Origin of the sequence: Methylomicrobium lacus LW14, from assembly GCF_000527095.1 — a bacterium.
GTDB lineage: Bacteria > Pseudomonadota > Gammaproteobacteria > Methylococcales > Methylomonadaceae > Methylomicrobium > Methylomicrobium lacus.
The window spans coordinates 3,865,579-3,881,606 of the sequence record NZ_AZUN01000001.1 but is presented as its reverse complement, the minus strand read 5'-3'; the positions used below and the strand labels follow the sequence as shown (position 1 = coordinate 3,881,606).

General features: G+C 56.0%; 14 protein-coding genes. 10 read left to right on the top strand and 4 right to left on the bottom strand.

What is annotated here, in order from left to right; genetic code table 11:
* Positions 1–396: 396 nt before the first annotated feature.
* Positions 397–582 (bottom strand): hypothetical protein, encoded by a 186-nt coding sequence (locus tag METLA_RS0118125; RefSeq protein WP_024299896.1) that lies wholly within the window; start codon positions 580–582, stop codon positions 397–399.
* A 2-nt stretch (positions 583–584) separates the two neighbouring features.
* Positions 585–2,936, bottom strand: a complete 2,352-nt coding sequence (locus METLA_RS0118120) for a DNA translocase FtsK (protein WP_024299895.1) — start codon at positions 2,934–2,936, stop codon at positions 585–587.
* A gap of 215 nt (positions 2,937–3,151) precedes the next feature.
* Here METLA_RS0118120 and trxB point away from each other — a divergent pair, with 215 nt between their 5' ends.
* The 4 genes from trxB to infA all read left to right on the top strand — a co-directional run bounded on the left by trxB (position 3,152) and on the right by infA (position 5,950).
* Positions 3,152–4,105, top strand: coding sequence for a thioredoxin-disulfide reductase (trxB, locus tag METLA_RS0118115; protein ID WP_024299894.1), 954 nt, complete (start codon positions 3,152–3,154; stop codon positions 4,103–4,105).
* 60 nt (positions 4,106–4,165) lie between these two features.
* Positions 4,166–4,861 carry a leucyl/phenylalanyl-tRNA--protein transferase gene (gene aat, locus METLA_RS0118110; protein WP_024299893.1) on the top strand — a complete coding sequence of 232 codons (696 nt, stop codon included), beginning with the start codon at positions 4,166–4,168 and terminating at the stop codon, positions 4,859–4,861.
* Positions 4,858–5,577, top strand: coding sequence for an arginyltransferase (locus tag METLA_RS0118105; protein ID WP_024299892.1), 720 nt, complete (start codon positions 4,858–4,860; stop codon positions 5,575–5,577). Before aat ends, METLA_RS0118105 begins: the two co-directional genes overlap by 4 nt.
* A 154-nt stretch (positions 5,578–5,731) precedes the next feature.
* Positions 5,732–5,950, top strand: coding sequence for a translation initiation factor IF-1 (gene infA / locus METLA_RS0118100; protein WP_024299891.1), 219 nt, complete (start codon positions 5,732–5,734; stop codon positions 5,948–5,950).
* A gap of 35 nt (positions 5,951–5,985) precedes the next feature.
* Here infA and clpA read toward each other — a convergent pair whose 3' ends face one another.
* Both clpA and clpS read right to left on the bottom strand, forming a co-directional pair.
* The gene (gene clpA, locus METLA_RS0118095; protein ID WP_024299890.1) at positions 5,986–8,256 is read right to left on the bottom strand and encodes an ATP-dependent Clp protease ATP-binding subunit ClpA; all 2,271 of its coding nucleotides are present in this window, start codon (positions 8,254–8,256) and stop codon (positions 5,986–5,988) included.
* 11 nt (positions 8,257–8,267) lie between these two features.
* Positions 8,268–8,591 (bottom strand): ATP-dependent Clp protease adapter ClpS, encoded by a 324-nt coding sequence (clpS, locus tag METLA_RS0118090; protein ID WP_024299889.1) that lies wholly within the window; start codon positions 8,589–8,591, stop codon positions 8,268–8,270.
* Between the two features lie 259 nt (positions 8,592–8,850).
* Here clpS and METLA_RS0118085 point away from each other — a divergent pair, with 259 nt between their 5' ends.
* The 6 genes from METLA_RS0118085 to METLA_RS0118060 all read left to right on the top strand — a co-directional run bounded on the left by METLA_RS0118085 (position 8,851) and on the right by METLA_RS0118060 (position 16,023).
* The gene (locus METLA_RS0118085) at positions 8,851–9,312 is read left to right on the top strand and encodes an NUDIX hydrolase (protein WP_024299888.1); all 462 of its coding nucleotides are present in this window, start codon (positions 8,851–8,853) and stop codon (positions 9,310–9,312) included.
* On the top strand, positions 9,305–10,396 hold the full coding sequence (mnmA, locus tag METLA_RS0118080) for a tRNA 2-thiouridine(34) synthase MnmA (RefSeq protein ID WP_024299887.1): 1,092 nt from the start codon (positions 9,305–9,307) through the stop codon (positions 10,394–10,396). The genes METLA_RS0118085 and mnmA overlap by 8 nt, the downstream gene beginning before the upstream one ends.
* 32 nt (positions 10,397–10,428) lie before the next feature.
* Entirely contained in the window at positions 10,429–11,793 is a 1,365-nt protein-coding gene (gene purB / locus METLA_RS0118075; protein WP_024299886.1) for an adenylosuccinate lyase, read from the top strand.
* A 180-nt stretch (positions 11,794–11,973) separates the two neighbouring features.
* Entirely contained in the window at positions 11,974–13,203 is a 1,230-nt protein-coding gene (locus METLA_RS0118070) for a nucleoside recognition domain-containing protein (protein ID WP_024299885.1), read from the top strand.
* Complete coding sequence (mtaB, locus tag METLA_RS0118065) at positions 13,204–14,493, top strand: tRNA (N(6)-L-threonylcarbamoyladenosine(37)-C(2))-methylthiotransferase MtaB (RefSeq protein ID WP_024299884.1); 1,290 nt, start codon at positions 13,204–13,206, stop codon at positions 14,491–14,493. It begins immediately after the preceding gene.
* A gap of 54 nt (positions 14,494–14,547) precedes the next feature.
* Positions 14,548–16,023, top strand: a complete 1,476-nt coding sequence (locus tag METLA_RS0118060) for a lipopolysaccharide biosynthesis protein (protein WP_024299883.1) — start codon at positions 14,548–14,550, stop codon at positions 16,021–16,023.
* Positions 16,024–16,028: the final 5 nt, after the last annotated feature.

Sequence of the window (16,028 nt, the reverse complement as noted above, 5' to 3'; positions counted from 1 at the left end):
GATTTATTAATGCTGCCTGGGAATCCCAATAAAAAGTTTTGGTGATTCATCTAAAAATTATGTATGATAAAAAGTTTTTTTATTCTTACGAAAGTCAGTCTGACTTCCTTTCGTTTTCCCTTCCCGGGACATACCGCGCAAGCCGGTTCATCCTGTTCAGCGCCGCTCGAAAGCTTGCAAGCACTGCCTCAGAATTGTAGCTGAACAAAAATGTAGTTGAAGACTAAGGAATTTCAACGCCGCATCCAGAACAATCTGTATTTTTTTATCGAGCGCCTGTGCCGACAGCGTTTACGGCACATCGATACGGAATAGGCGGAAAGAAGAAACGCGGTTTTTTTGCGAAAGAAGAAGTGGCCCAGCCAGAAAACAGACTGGGCCAAGCACTTGAAAGGATTACTTTTGCAAGGAATAGAGCAAGGCGGCGATGATTAACTGTAAAAACACCAAGCCCCAAAAATAGAGTCCAAAGAGCACGGCCTTGACCTGGGTCGCATGCTCTTTAGGATGTCGTCTGACCAGCAGCCAGCCGCCGCCGGCCGCCAGGATCAGAATAAGGATGCCGATCAGGGTCAATTGCACGGCTAATCCCTGATCGGCGCAGGCGCCAGCACGACGCGGGAGCCGTTCGATTCGGCAGGGCTGACCACGCCCGCCGCTTCCATCGTTTCGATCATCGTCGCGGCGCGGTTATAGCCGATCTTGAAGCGCCTTTGCACACTCGAAATCGAGGCCTTGCGGGTCTCGGTCACAAACTGTACCGCCTGATCGTACAAGGCATCGCCTTCGGCATCGCCGAAACTGCCGGCGCCGCCGCCCCCACCATAACCTTCCCCGCCATCGGATGCTTCGCGGGTAATGTCTTCGAGATAATTGGCCGGTCCCGTCAGCTTCAAAAACTCGACGACGCGATGCACTTCATGATCGTCGACAAACGCACCGTGCGCGCGCACCGGAATGCTGGTGCCCGACGGCAAGAACAGCATGTCGCCGTTACCGAGCAACGCTTCCGCGCCGCCCTGGTCGAGAATGGTCCGCGAATCGATACGGGATGAAACCTGGAATGAGATACGGGTCGGCACGTTGGCCTTGATCAATCCGGTCAACACATCGACCGACGGCCGCTGTGTCGCCAAGATCAGATGAATACCGGCCGCGCGCGCTTTTTGTGCGAGCCGCGCGATCAGTTCCTCGACCTTTTTGCCGACGATCATCATCATGTCGGCCAATTCGTCGATTACGATCACGATGCTCGGCAGCATCTCCAACACCGGCGGCTCTTCGTCCTCGGCCAGCGGATTCAGCGCCTGAAACATCGGGTCCTTGATCTTCTCGCCGCGCGCTTCCGCGTCCGCAACCAGCTGATTGAAACCGGCCAGGTTTCTGACGCCCATTTTCGACATCAGCTTATAGCGCCGCTCCATCTCGGCGACCGCCCAGCGCAACGCGTTGCTGGCCTCCTTCATGTCGGTCACGACCGGTGTCAACAGGTGCGGAATGCCTTCATAAACCGACAATTCGAGCATTTTCGGGTCGATCATGATCATCCTGACCTGCTCGGGCGTCGATTTGTACAGCATGCTCAAGATCATCGTATTGATCGCGACCGACTTACCCGAACCGGTGGTGCCGGCAACTAGCGCATGCGGCATCTTGCCGAGGTCGGCGACCAAGGGCGCGCCGGAAATATCCTTGCCCATCGCCAGCGTCAGGTTCGATTTTGACTTGACGAAAGTGCCGGAAGCGAGCAAATCGCGCAGGTTGACCATTTCGCGTTCGCGGTTCGGAATTTCAAGTCCGATCACCGATTTGCCCGGAATCACTTCGACGATGCGCACGCTGGTCACCGACAATGCCCGCGCCAAATCTTTCGACAACGAACTGATCCGGCTGACCTTAACGCCGGGGGCCGGCTGCAATTCGAAGCGGGTAATCACCGGCCCCGGCAGAAATCCGACGACTTCGACGTTGACATTGAAATCCTGCAGAATGTTTTCGACCAGCCTGGACATTTCTTCCAGATCGGTCTGCGTATAGCCTTTTACCCGCGTATCGCGGTTATCCAGCAATTCGAGCGACGGCAAAGCCCCCCGATTCTGATAGCTCCCGGCCGCTACTTTTGTTTTTTTTGCGACCTGCTTGGCCACTGCTTTTTGCGCATCGGCCAGCACCTTCTCCAGCACCGGAGACATTTTTGCCGCGGCTTTTTTGAGGGCTTCGACCTCGGCTTTGGCAGGCGGCGTCGGCGCGGGCTTGGGCGGAACGAACGCCGGGCTGAAAGGCTCTTCCAGATCATCCAGCTCATCCGCATACGCGTCCTCGTCCTCCCGCACCGCGAATTTTCTTGTACCGAAACCGACCACACGGCCAAGCAATGCTTTGGACAGCAGCACGGTATATTTGCCGATTAAATCCAACACCGCAAGCCAGGAGACTTTGGTCACCAGCGTAATACCGGCGAGCAAGCCGACCATCAAGAATAAGGTCGCGCCGGAATTACCGAGCTTGACGACCAGCGTATTGCCGATTTCCTGCCCGACGATGCCGCCGGTGCTGTTCGGCAGGTCGATGCCGGGGCGCAGCAAATACAGATTCAGCAAGGCGGTCGCCGATATCAGCGTCACGAAGACCCCCACCGGATGCAAAACCAGCGGAATGATCTTGGGGACTTCCTTCTGTTGGTGCAGTTTGTAGCCCGCCCAAAAAATAATCAACGGGAAGGGATAGGCCAATAAGCCGAAGAAGCTGAAACTCAAATCGGCAAGCCAGGCGCCGAACACGCCGCAGGCATTGGCGATCACCTTCGTCGTCCCGCTATGCGTCCAGCCGGCGTCCTCGAGGCTGAAAGTCGCCAATGCGATTAGGAAAAACAAGCCGCAGGCAAAAAAAACCAAAACGGCGATTTCCCGTAAACCACGAACAGTTTTTTCTTCCATTACAGCAAACATGACATTTCTCGGAGAAAATAAAAACTTAATAAAACATGATTATAGATCAAGCAACCGAGAGATTACATTAATAATTTTGCGGGCATGGCTTGGTTTTTCGGTGTCCGATCCCCAATCTATGCCAATATGATTTGCAGTTTACGAAGCCAGCGTTCGCCTGCATAATTGATCGCAAAATTTTGTTTATCCCTGACGAGGTCTTAATGAGCACCACCAAACACTGCCGATTATTAATTCTTGGCTCCGGCCCGGCCGGCTATACCGCCGCCGTCTATGCTGCACGTGCGAATCTGAATCCGGTCATGATCACCGGCCTACAGCAAGGCGGCCAGTTGACCACCACGACCGAGGTGGATAACTGGCCCGGCGACGTCGAGGGACTGCAAGGCCCCGATCTGATGGAAAGAATGCGCAAGCATGCCGAGCGCTTCGACACCGAAATCATCTTCGACCATATTCATACCGCCGATTTGTCGGTGCGGCCGTTTGTGCTGACCGGCGATGCCGGCAGCTATACGTGTGATGCGCTGATCATCGCGACCGGCGCGTCGGCCCGCTATTTGGGACTCGACTCCGAGGAAGCTTTCAAAGGCCGGGGCGTCTCCGCGTGCGCGACCTGTGACGGTTTTTTCTACAGAAACAAACCGGTCGCGGTGATCGGCGGCGGCAACACCGCGGTGGAAGAAGCACTTTATCTGGCAAATATCGCCTCGCATGTGACTGTCGTGCACCGCCGGGACAAATTCCGCTCAGAAAAAATCCTCTCGAATAAATTACTCGAAAAAGCCGCAAACGGCAACGTAAGCATCGAATGGAACCACACCCTGGATGAGGTGCTCGGCGACGACATGGGCGTCACCGGAGTCCGGATCAAAGACACACAAACCGGCACCACCAAGGAAGTCGACGTGCACGGGGCCTTCATCGCGATCGGCCATACGCCGAATACCAGCATTTTCGAGGGCCAGATCGACATGGAGCATGGCTATATCAAGGTCAAAAGCGGCATTGCCGGAAATGCGACCGCGACCAGCGTCCCCGGTGTTTTTGCGGCCGGCGATGTGATGGATGCGGTCTATAAACAGGCTATCACCTCCGCCGGAGCGGGCTGCATGGCCGCACTCGATGCGGAAAAATATCTCGATGAATTGCAATAAAGGCGCACGGTCTAATAGCGCGGCGGCAGCTTAGCCGCGCTATTAGCCTGTACCTGACCGATGAAGATCACCCTACTCGATCCCCGCCGGCCGGAGCAAGCGTTCCCGCCGCTCCATACCGCGCTGGCCGAACCTAACGGCCTGCTGGCGGCGGGAGGCTGCCTGTCGGTAACGCGTTTGTTAAACGCCTACCGGCACGGCGTGTTTCCCTGGTATAACGAAAACGAGCCGATCTTGTGGTGGTCGCCCGATCCGCGGCTGGTATTGTTTCCAGAACGCCTGCAAGTCTCGCGCAGCCTGAAAAAAACGCTACGCAAGGACAGGTTTACCGTGACATTCGACACCGCCTTCGACAAAGTGATCGCCGCCTGCGCCGATGCCCGGCAAGACCGCGAAGGCACCTGGATCACGCAGGACATCAGGCACGCCTATCAAGAACTGCATCTTTCGGGCTTCGCGCACTCGGCCGAAACCTGGTGCGACGGCGAACTGGTCGGCGGTTTATACGGCGTTGCGATCGGCCGCGTCTTTTTTGGCGAGTCGATGTTCCACACGCTCACCGATGCGTCGAAAGCCGCGTTCGCGGTGCTGGTTCAGCAGTTGCAAGACTGGAATTTTGCCCTGATCGACTGCCAGGTTTACACCCCGCATCTGGCGAGTCTCGGCGCCGAACTGATCGGCCGCGATGCGTTCAAGCGCCTGCTCGACCGTTACTGCCCCGAGCCCGCCGCGGCCAGCGCCTGGCAATCACGATGACATCGATCCCCTTATTCATCACCGGCGACCATCCATGCAGCTATCTTGACGGCGAAAGCGCGCGATCGGCATTCGTGCATCCCGCTTTTCGAATGACTCCGTCAATCTATGCGGAATTGCTGAAACACGGTTTCCGGCGCAGCGGCAATGATGTTTATGCGCCGCATTGTACGCAGTGTTCCGCCTGCCTCTCGGCCAGAATCCCGGTCGCCCGCTTCACCCCGGACCGCCGGCAAAAACGCTGCCTGAAAAAAAATGCCGAAACCCGCGTCGTGATCAAACCCGCCGTGTTCGAACAAGCCCATTACGACATGTATCTGCGCTATCAAAACAGCCGGCATCTGGATGGAACGATGGCGCATGCCAGTCCGGAAGAATATATCGATTTTCTCGGCAATACCTGGTGCGACACCATCTTCGCCGAGTTTTCGATTGCCGGCGAGCCGGCCGCGATCGCGATTATCGACCGCTTCGCCGAGGCCTGGTCGGCGGTTTATACTTTTTTCGATCCGAAATTTGCCGATTTTAGCCCCGGCGTCTATGCCGTATTATGGCAAATCGAAGAAGCACGCCGGCAGCAACGCGAATTCCTGTACCTCGGCTACTGGATAAGAAACTGCCGGAAAATGGCCTACAAGAGCAACTATCAACCGCTACAGCTGCATATCGGCCAGGAGTGGCGGGAATTTTCCAGTTTATCGGCCGCCACGCCATAACGAAGTGTTATGGCCTTCTCCCTTGAAATCCGCCGAATCAGCCGTTTTTTCTGATTAAATCATAAATCACGATTGCGCTATCCACGATGCTCTTTTGTTGTTAGACGCTTCCTTGTGCTATCATTACGGGTTTTTAACACCCAGGATTAAAACCATGGCAAAAGAAGATCAAATTGAAATGGAAGGCAAGGTCATCGACACCCTTCCGAATACGATGTTTAGAGTGCAGCTTGAAAACGGCCATATCGTGACCGCACACATTTCCGGCAAGATGCGCAAGCACTATATCCGCATTCTGACCGGCGATAGCGTCAAGGTCGAAATGACGCCTTATGACTTAACCAAAGGCCGCATCACCTTCCGGATGCGCTAATCCCTGGCTCATCCAGGGATCGCGCGTCCGTCGTCTCAGCTGCTTTCGGGCACGATCAAGTCCTTACTTTCAATCGCAAAAGCCAGTTCGTTGTTTTCCACGTAAATTCTGACATGGCCGCCATGGGTCAGCTTGCCGAACAGCAAGTCGTTCGCCAACGGTTTCTTGATTTTTTCCTGTATCAGCCGCGCCATCGGCCGGGCTCCCATTTTCGGATCGCAACCGTTTTCGGCCAGCCATAACCGAGCATCGTCGTCGAGCGTCAACGTCACGTGGCGATCGGCCAACAAAGCCTCCAGCTCGAATATAAATTTATCGACCACATTCCCGACGACCGAGATATTCAACGGCTTGAACTGAATGATCGCGTCCAGGCGGTTTCTGAATTCCGGTGAAAATCCTCTTTCGATCGCTTTCAGGCTGTCGACGGCATGATCCTGCTGGGTAAAGCCGATCGAAGCGCGACCGCCCTCTTCGGAGCCCGCATTGGTGGTCATCACCAGGATGATGTTGCGGAAATCGGCTTTGCGGCCGTTATTGTCGGTCAAGGTGCCGTGATCCATCACCTGCAAAAGCAGGTTGAATACGTCCGGGTGCGCCTTTTCGAGCTCGTCCAAAAGCAGCACCGCATGCGGATGCTTGGTGACTTGCTCAGTCAGCAGTCCGCCCTGGTCGAAACCGACATAGCCGGGAGGCGCGCCGATCAGGCGCGATACGGTATGCCGCTCCATATATTCGGACATATCGAAACGAATCAGCTCGACGCCCATGATTTTGGCCAGTTGCCGGGTGACTTCGGTCTTGCCGACGCCGGTCGGCCCCGCGAACAGGAACGAACCGATCGTCTTTTGCGTCTCGCGAAGCCCCGCCCGCGACAATTTGATCGCGGAAGCCAGCGCCGCAATCGCTTCGTCTTGACCGAAAACGAGCATTTTCAGATTCTTTTCGAGGTTGGCAAGTTTGTCGACATCATTCGATGAAACCGTCTTGGCCGGCACCCTGGCAATTTTCGAGACGATTTCTTCGATGTCACCTACCTCGATCACCTGCTTGCGCTCCGTCTCGGACAGCATGCGCTGCCGCGCGCCGGCTTCGTCGATCACGTCGATCGCCTTGTCCGGCAGATGCCGGTCGGTAATATAACGGTCGGACAACTCGGCCGCCAGACGCAGTGACTCGGCCGAATAAATCACATCGTGATGTTCCTCGAAACGGGCTTTCAGGCCTTTCAGAATCAGCACGGTATCTTCGACCGAAGGCTCCAGCACATCGACCTTCTGGAAGCGGCGCGCCAATGCGTGATCTTTTTCGAACACGCCTCGGTATTCCTGGAAGGTGGTCGAGCCGATGCAGCGCATTTGCCCGGAAGCGAGCAAGGGCTTGATCAGATTCGATGCATCCATCACCCCGCCCGAAGCGGAGCCGGCGCCGATGATCGTATGAATCTCGTCAATGAACAGGATCGAATCGGGCTCTCGCTTCAATTGATTGATCAATGCCTTCAGGCGTTTTTCAAAATCGCCGCGGTATTTGGTACCGGCCACCAGGGCGCCCAGATCCAACGCATAAATCACGCTGTTGACCAGGACGTGCGGCACGTTATCCTCGACGATGCGCTTGGCAAGTCCTTCGGCGATCGCCGTCTTGCCAACACCGGCCTCGCCGACCAATAACGGATTATTTTTCCGGCGCCGGCACAGAATTTGAATCGTGCGCTCGACTTCCGCCTCCCGTCCGATCAACGGATCGATGCGTCCGCGGCGCGCCTCCTCGTTCAGATTGGTCGTATACTTATCTAACGGGCTGCCTGAAGGTTCTGCATCCGGATTCGAGGTGTCGGCGCTGCGGTCTTCGCTGGCCTGATTTTCCTGATCGACTTTCGAAATGCCGTGTGCGAGATAATTGACGACATCCAGTCTTGATATGTCCTGTTTGTTCAGCAGATAGACCGCTTGCGAGTCCTGTTCGCTGAACAGCGCGACAAACAGATTCGCACCGGACACTTCTTTTTTATCAGAAGCCTGCACGTGAAAGACGGCGCGCTGCAATACCCGCTGAAAACCCAACGTCGGCTGAGTTTCGCGCTGCACGCCTTGCGGAATCAGCGAAATAGTTTCGTCAATGAATTGCGTCAGCTGCCCTCTCAGCAGTTTGATATTGCAACCGCAGGCCTTCATGATCGCTTCGGCGGAAGGATTATCCAGCAATGCCAGGAGCAAATGTTCAACCGTTATAAATTCATGCCTTTTTTCATGCGCATTCTTAAAGGCATTATTCAGGGTAACTTCAAGTTCTTTACTTAACATAAGCTCACCAATTATGCTTCTTCCATAGTACACATCAAGGGATGTTGATGTGCTCGTGAATATTCATTGACCAGATACACCTTGGTTTCCGCCACATCCTTCGAAAAGGTCCCACACACGCCGACTCCCTGCATATGCACCTGCAGCATCACCTGCGTGGCTTTCTCGTGCGGCATGCCGAAAAACTCCATTAGGATTTCAACCACGAAATCCATCGGCGTGAAATCGTCATTCAACAGGATAACCTTATAAAGCGGCGGCTTTTTAAGTTTTGGTTTGGCTTCCTGCAAAGCCAGGCCGTTATGGTTATCATGGAATGGTTCAAAATCAGACATAGACATCGTGGCAAAAAATCTTTACAAGCTTAACAATAATACTAAATGATAGTTGATTTCAAGCCTATTAAGCATTGCGCAAGCCATCGCCCCCCCTCATGCTCGAAGTATAGCGCTTTTTAATATGCCTTCGCTGACTAATATCAGCAACCAATTTACTTCGTTGCATTGGACAGAATGCACGCGCAGAGTTCAATTCGTTGTCCCCGTGAACGACAAATCGAGTAAAATAGCCGTTTTGTATTGTTGAGGAAAATGAATGGTTTGGAAGCCGCATGTGACCGTGGCCGCGATCATCGAGCGTGATCAACGATTTCTGCTGGTGGAGGAAGAGACCACCGACGGCATCAGACTGAATCAGCCGGCGGGCCATTTGGAAGAAGGCGAAGATTTGCTGACCGCGGCGCGGCGCGAGGTTTTCGAGGAAACCGCCTGGCGTTTCGAGCCGGAACATCTGGTCGGGATTCAACTCTGGCGGCGAAATCCCGAATCGCCGAGCTTCCTGCGCGTCTGTTTTTCCGGAAACTGCCACAGCCACGAACCCGAAGTCCCGCTGGACAACGGCATCGTCGCGACGCATTGGCTGACGCGCGACGAACTGATGGCCGATCCGCAACGACTCAGAAGCCCATTGGTCGCGCTCTGCGTGGACGAATACCTGGCCGGCGCCCGTTATCCCTTATCGTTAATCCAATCCCTGCTCGATCTGAACCATGGCTAAAAATATCATTGTCGGCATGTCGGGCGGCGTCGACTCCTCGGTCACCGCGCTGTTGCTGCTGGAACAGGGCCACCAGGTCACCGGTCTGTTCATGAAAAACTGGGAAGAGGATGACGGCACCGAGTATTGCACCGCGATGCAGGACCTCGCCGACGCGCAGCAGGTCTGCGACCGGCTCGGCATCGAGCTGAAGACGGTCAATTTCGCGGCCGAATATTGGGACGAAGTGTTTGAAGTGTTCTTGTCCGAGTTCGAAAAAGGCCGCACGCCGAACCCCGACATCCTCTGCAACAAGCATGTCAAATTCAAGGCGTTTCTGAACTACGCTATCGAAGACCTCGGCGCCGAATACATCGCGACCGGCCACTATGCCCGCGTCGAAGAGCGCGGCGGCGAATACTTCCTGCTGAAAGGCCTCGATCCTGCCAAGGAACAGAGCTACTTCCTCTATACGATGGGCCAAAAGCAATTGTCGCGCACGCTGTTTCCGATCGGCCATCTGCACAAGACCGAAATCCGGGCGCTGGCGGAAAAGGCCGGCTTCGACAATTGCCGCAAAAAAGACAGCACCGGCATCTGCTTCATCGGCGAGCGCAAGTTCAAGGAATTCTTGCAGCGCTACCTGCCGACCCAGCCCGGCGACATCCGCACCCCGGAAGGCCGCACGATCGGCCGCCATCACGGCCTGATGTACTACACGCTCGGCCAACGCCAGGGACTCGGCATCGGCGGCGTCCAGAACACACCCGACGAGCCTTGGTATGTGCTCGAAAAAGACCTCGACAACAATGTGCTGCTGGTCGGCCAGGGCCACGATCATCCGTTGATGCTGCACAATACCCTCGAAGCCGGCCAACTGGACTGGTGCAGCAACCGGCCGTTGACCGAAACAACCCGCTGCGCGGCCAAGACCCGCTACCGTCAGGCCGATCAGGCCTGTACGCTCTCGCCACTGCCGGACGGCCGCTGCAAGGCCGTATTCGACGAACCGCAACGCGCGATTACGCCGGGGCAGTCGGTCGTGTTTTATGACGGCGAGATTTGTCTGGGCGGCGGCATCATCGAAAGCAAGACCAACGCATAATTTTTTCCTATCATCTTTAGACTGTAATCTTCATGACTCAATTTTCCCTTACCGCCATCTCCCCGATCGACGGCCGCTACGCCGACAAAGTCAGCGCTCTGCGCCCGATTTTCAGCGAATACGGCTTGATCCGCTACCGCGTGCTGGTCGAAGTGCGCTGGCTGCAGGCGCTGGCCGCGCATCCTCAGATTAGCGAAGTGCCGCCATTCAGCGCGGCGGCGACGCAGGCATTGAATGCGATCGCGGCCGATTTTTCGGAAGCGGACGCGCAAAGAGTCAAGGATATCGAAAGAACCACCAATCACGACGTGAAGGCAGTCGAGTATTTTCTGAAAGAAAAAATCGCAGGCCAAGCCGAGCTTGAAAAAGTCTCCGAGTTTTTCCATTTCGCCTGCACCTCCGAAGACATCAACAACCTGTCTTATGCGCTGATGCTGAAGGAAGGCCGCGCGGCGATGCTGGAGCAAATCGATGCCTGCGGCGCGGCGATCAAGAAGCTCGCGATCGAATACGCGGCCCAGCCGATGCTGTCGCGCACGCACGGCCAGTCCGCGAGCCCGACGACCGCCGGCAAAGAGTTCGCGAATGTCGCGGCCCGGATCGAACGCCAGCGGCAGCAATTGGCGAATGTGCAATTGCTCGGCAAGATCAATGGCGCAGTCGGCAATTACAACGCGCACAGCATCGCCTATCCCGAAGTGGATTGGGAGGCGTTTGCGCAAAATTTCGTCGAATCGCTGGGCCTGACCTTCAATCCTTATACAATCCAGATCGAGCCGCACGACTACATCGCCGAATTTTTCCATGCGCTGTCGCGCTTCAATACGATCCTGCTCGATTTCGACCGCGATGTTTGGGGCTATATTTCGCTCGGCTATTTCAAGCAAAAAACCGTCGCCGGCGAAGTCGGTTCCTCGACGATGCCGCACAAGGTCAATCCAATCGATTTCGAAAACTCCGAAGGCAACCTCGGCATCGCGAACGCGTTGTTCGGCTTCCTGGCCGAGAAGTTGCCGGTGTCGCGCTGGCAGCGCGACTTGACCGATTCGACCGTGCTGCGCAACATCGGCGTCGGCATCGCCCATACGGTGATTGCGATTCAATCGACCTTGAAAGGCATTGGCAAATTGCAGATCAATAGCGATGCCATCGAAGCCGATTTGAACGCGAACTGGGAAGTGCTCGCGGAACCGATTCAAACGGTCATGCGCCGCTACGGCATCGAAAAACCCTATGAAAAACTGAAGGAACTGACCCGCGGCCAGCGCATCACGCCGGACGATATGCGGGCATTCATCGAAAAACTCGATATTCCGGCGAACGCGAAGGCCGACCTGCTGGCCTTGACGCCGCGCGGTTATACCGGCTACGCCGAAGCCCTGGCAAAAAAAATCTAGTCCGCTCTTGAAAAATGCGAGATGTCTCCTAGACTTCAATTCAGTGATTTGTCATACCGAATGCCAACTCATTGGGTCTCTCTCGCCCCGTTATGAGAGCTTGGTACTCCTCTCCCCGGCTGCGCCTTTTGGCGCAGCCTTTTTTTTGTCCGCGCGATTCGGAAGGATCAACGGCCGATGCTGCTTAACCTGATCTGGATCGGCTTTTTTCTGATCGCCTTCGTGACCGCCGCGGTCAAGCTGATTTTTTTCGGCAATACCGAAATCTTCGCGGCCATCATGACCGCGCTGTTCAGCCAGTCGAAAGCCGCGTTCGAGATTGCCTTGGGCCTGACCGGCGTGCTGTCGCTCTGGCTCGGCATCATGCGCGTCGGCGAAAAAAGCGGCTTCATTCAATTGCTGACGCAAGGCTTGACGCCGCTGTTCAGCCGCCTGATGCCGGACATTCCGAAGCATCACCCGGCGCTCGGCGCGATCGTGATGAACATCTCGGCCAACGCGCTCGGCCTCGACAATGCCGCGACGCCGCTCGGCATCAAGGCGATGCAGGAATTGCAGGCACTGAATCCGAAGCCCGAAACCGCCAGCAATGCGCAAATTTTGTTTCTGGTGATCAACACTTCCTCGGTGACGCTGTTTCCGGTCACGATCTTCACTTATCGCACGCAGCTCGGCGCACTCAATCCGACCGACGTGTTCATCCCGATCCTGATCGCGACCTACTGCTCGACCTTGGCAGGCCTGTTGGCGGTCGCGTGGATGCAACGCATCAATCTGCTCGACAAAGTCGTGCTGGCCTATCTGGGCGGCATGACGCTGTTAATCGGCGCCCTGCTTGCTTATTTTAGCGGCCTGCCGCAAGAAGACATGCTGGAACAATCGGCGCTGATCAGCAACGTGATTTTGTTCTCTCTGGTGATCGTCTTCATCGCCGGCGCGCTGTATAAAAAGATCAACGCCTACGAAGCGTTCGTCGAAGGCGCGAAGGAAGGCTTTCAGACCGCGATCACGATCATTCCGTATCTGGTCGCGATGCTGGCCGCGATCGGCGTGTTCCGGGCCAGCGGCGCGCTGGAGCTCTTGAACGACTTGATGCGCTATCTGGCCGTTTTATTCGAACTCGACAGCCGTTTCATCGACGCCTTGCCGACCGCACTGATCAAGCCGTTCAGCGGCAGCGGCGCGCGGGCGATGATGATCGACACGATGAAAACGCTCGGCGCCGACTCGTTTGCCGGCCGCCTGTCCTGCATCATCCAGGGCAGCACCGAAACGACCTTTTATGTGCTGGCGGTGTATTTCGGCGCGGTCGGCATCAAAAATATCCGCCATGCGGCCGGTTGTGGGATAATGGCCGATTTTGCGGGCGTAATCGCCTCCATTTTGATTTGTTACTGGTTTTTCGGATAAATGTTAGTTCACTTGCAAACCCTCGGCTGCCGGCTCAACGAAGCGGAACTTGAAACTTGGGCGCAGGATTTTAAGCGCGCAGGGCACGGCATCACGGCGCAGCCGGAAGCCGCGCAATTGATCGTGCTGAACTCCTGCGCTGTGACCCAGGATGCGGCCCGGAAATCGCGCCAGCTGATTCGAAGGATTCACCGCGACAACCCGCAGGCGAAACTGGTCGTCAGCGGCTGCTATGCAACCTTGAACCAACAGCAGGCCGAAGCCGAGATGGGCGTCGATCTGGTGATCGGCAATCAGGACAAGGACAAGCTGGTCGACTTAGCCCTGAGCGAGTTGAATCTCACCAGCATGCCGGCGCAGGCGACCGAACCCGGCGAGTTTTCGCTGTTTACCCGCGGCCGCCAGCGCGCGTTCGTGAAAGTCCAGGACGGCTGCCGCTACCGCTGCACGTTCTGCATCGTGACCGTCGCCCGCGGCGAGGAAAAAAGCCGGCCGATCGCCGCTATCATCGAGGAAATCAACACCCTGCATCAACAAGGCATCGCCGAAGTGGTGCTGACCGGCGTGCATCTGGGCGGCTACGGCAGCGACCAGGGCTGCAATCTGGCCGATTTGATCCAGGCGATCCTCGCGCAAACCGACATTCCGCGCATCCGGCTCGGCTCGCTCGAACCCTGGGAACTCACCGACAGTTTTTTCGAGTTGTTCGAAAATCCGCGCCTGATGCCGCATCTGCACCTGCCGTTGCAGAGCGGTTCGGACAGCGTGCTGCGGCGCATGGCAAGACGCTGCAAAACCCAGGAATTCACCGAAATTATCCATCGCCTGCGCCGGCAAATCCCGCATTTCAATGTCACGACCGACATCATCGTCGGCTTTCCGGGCGAAACCGAGCAGGAATGGCAGGAAAGCTTCGATTACATCGCGGCCACCGGCTTCGGCCACATCCATAGCTTCACCTATTCCCGCCGCGAAGGCACCAAGGCCTCCTCTTTGCCCGGCCAGGTGAACAATTCGCTCAAAAAACAGCGCAGCGCCGCCCTGCATCGTCTGGCCGAAGAGATGAAGCTGAAATTTTACCAGGACAATCTGGGCCGGGAATTTTCGGTATTGTGGGAAGGCTACAGCGAGCCTTGCGGCGAAGACCGGCAACGGGTGTTTGGCTATACGCCGAATTATCTGAAAGTCGGCTGCATCGTGAGCCGGAACCGGTCGGTCGAAAACCAACTGATTACAGCCCGGCTGACCGAAGCCGGCCAAAACTGGATTGCCGGCGAATTGGCCGAATAGGACAACAAACTCCGGTTAATTCTTCTTCAACCCCAAAATAAACCGCGACAGCAGATGAGCATCATCAAAAAACTCGCCTCGCAAACCGCGATCTACGGCCTCAGCAGTATTTTTGGGCGGTTTCTGAATTATCTGCTGGTGCCGCTCTATACCTATCATTTCTCTGCGGCCGAATACGGGGTCGTCTCCGAGTTTTATGCGTATGCGGGCTTTTTTGCGGTGCTCCTGGTGTTCGGCTTCGAGACCGGCTATTTCCGCTTCCGCGACAAGAACGACCCGCAACGCGATAGCGCTTATGCGACCGCGTTATGGTTCGTGTTGGGGGTCAATATAGGTTTTCTACTGTTGATCCGGTTCGTCGAGACCCCGCTTTCGGAGGCCCTGCATTATGCCCACCATCCCGAATACGTGCAGTGGTTTGCGATCATTTTGGGTCTCGATGCGATCGCCTCAATTCCGTTTGCGAGATTACGCGCCGAAAACAAGGCGTTTCGCTTTGCCGGCATCAAGATCGTCGAGATTCTGATCACGGTGGGGCTGAGCCTGTTTTTCATCGCCTATTGCCCGCCGCTCTACGCGAAAAACGAACAAATCTGGTTCGCGCCGATCTATGATCCCGGCATCGGCCTCGGCTATGTGTTCATCGCGAATCTGGCCGCCAGCGGGGTCAAATTCGCGCTGCTGACTCCGCAGTTGAAAGGGCTTCTGTGGGGCTTCGACAGGGCGCTGTTCCTTAGCATGCTGCGCTACTCGCTGCCGATGGTGGTGATCGGCTTCGCCGGCATCATCAATGAAATGCTCGACCGCGCCTTGCTGAAGTATCTGTTGCCGCACGATCCGTTGACGAACATGCGTATGCTCGGCATCTACAGCGCCTGCTACAAGCTGTCGATCCTGATGTCGCTGTTCATCCAGGCATTCCGCTATGCGGCCGAACCGTTCTTCTTCGCCTATGCGGACAAGAGCGATGCGCGCCAGGTGTATGCGGACGTGATGAAATATTTCGTGATTTTCTGCATGGCCATCTTTTTATTGGTGACCCTGTATATCGATTTCTTCCAATATTTTATCGGCACCGAATTTCGCGCCGGGCTCGGCGTGACGCCGATCCTGCTGCTCGCGAATCTGTTTCTGGGCATTTATGTGAACCTGTCGATCTGGTACAAACTGACCGACCGGACGCTGATGGGGGCGTTCGTATCGCTCGGCGGCGCGCTGATCACGATAGGCCTGAATCTGTGGTGGATTCCGCTGTATGGCTATGTCGGTTCGGCCTGGGCAACGCTGGCCTGCTATGCGGCCATGGCGATCGTTTCGTATCTGTTGGGACGAAAGTATTACCCGGTCGCCTACGACCTGAAACGGATACTTTTCTATATCGTCTTCGGCCTCGGCCTGTATTTCGCCCGCGAGCCGCTGTCGACGAAAGCTGCCGCTTTGCCGTCCTGGCTGATCGCCGCGCTGCTGATGCTGAGCTATTTATCGGCCGCGGCGCTGTTGGAACGCCGCCGGCGCATTGCCATTCAATGAGGAAT

What these genes read in the sequence shown, in the direction of transcription:
- METLA_RS0118120 (WP_024299895.1), bottom strand. Translation starts at nt 2,936, where the DNA reads ATGGAAGAAAAAACTGTTCGTGGTTTACGGGAAATCGCCGTTTTGGTT.
- mnmA (WP_024299887.1), top strand. Translation starts at nt 9,305, where the DNA reads ATGGCTAAAAATATCATTGTCGGCATGTCGGGCGGCGTCGACTCCTCG.
- purB (WP_024299886.1), top strand. Translation starts at nt 10,429, where the DNA reads ATGACTCAATTTTCCCTTACCGCCATCTCCCCGATCGACGGCCGCTAC.
- trxB (WP_024299894.1), top strand. Translation starts at nt 3,152, where the DNA reads ATGAGCACCACCAAACACTGCCGATTATTAATTCTTGGCTCCGGCCCG.
- METLA_RS0118085 (WP_024299888.1), top strand. Translation starts at nt 8,851, where the DNA reads ATGGTTTGGAAGCCGCATGTGACCGTGGCCGCGATCATCGAGCGTGAT.
- clpA (WP_024299890.1), bottom strand. Translation starts at nt 8,256, where the DNA reads ATGTTAAGTAAAGAACTTGAAGTTACCCTGAATAATGCCTTTAAGAAT.
- METLA_RS0118060 (WP_024299883.1), top strand. Translation starts at nt 14,548, where the DNA reads ATGAGCATCATCAAAAAACTCGCCTCGCAAACCGCGATCTACGGCCTC.
- infA (WP_024299891.1), top strand. Translation starts at nt 5,732, where the DNA reads ATGGCAAAAGAAGATCAAATTGAAATGGAAGGCAAGGTCATCGACACC.
- mtaB (WP_024299884.1), top strand. Translation starts at nt 13,204, where the DNA reads ATGTTAGTTCACTTGCAAACCCTCGGCTGCCGGCTCAACGAAGCGGAA.
- clpS (WP_024299889.1), bottom strand. Translation starts at nt 8,591, where the DNA reads ATGTCTGATTTTGAACCATTCCATGATAACCATAACGGCCTGGCTTTG.
- METLA_RS0118105 (WP_024299892.1), top strand. Translation starts at nt 4,858, where the DNA reads ATGACATCGATCCCCTTATTCATCACCGGCGACCATCCATGCAGCTAT.
- aat (WP_024299893.1), top strand. Translation starts at nt 4,166, where the DNA reads ATGAAGATCACCCTACTCGATCCCCGCCGGCCGGAGCAAGCGTTCCCG.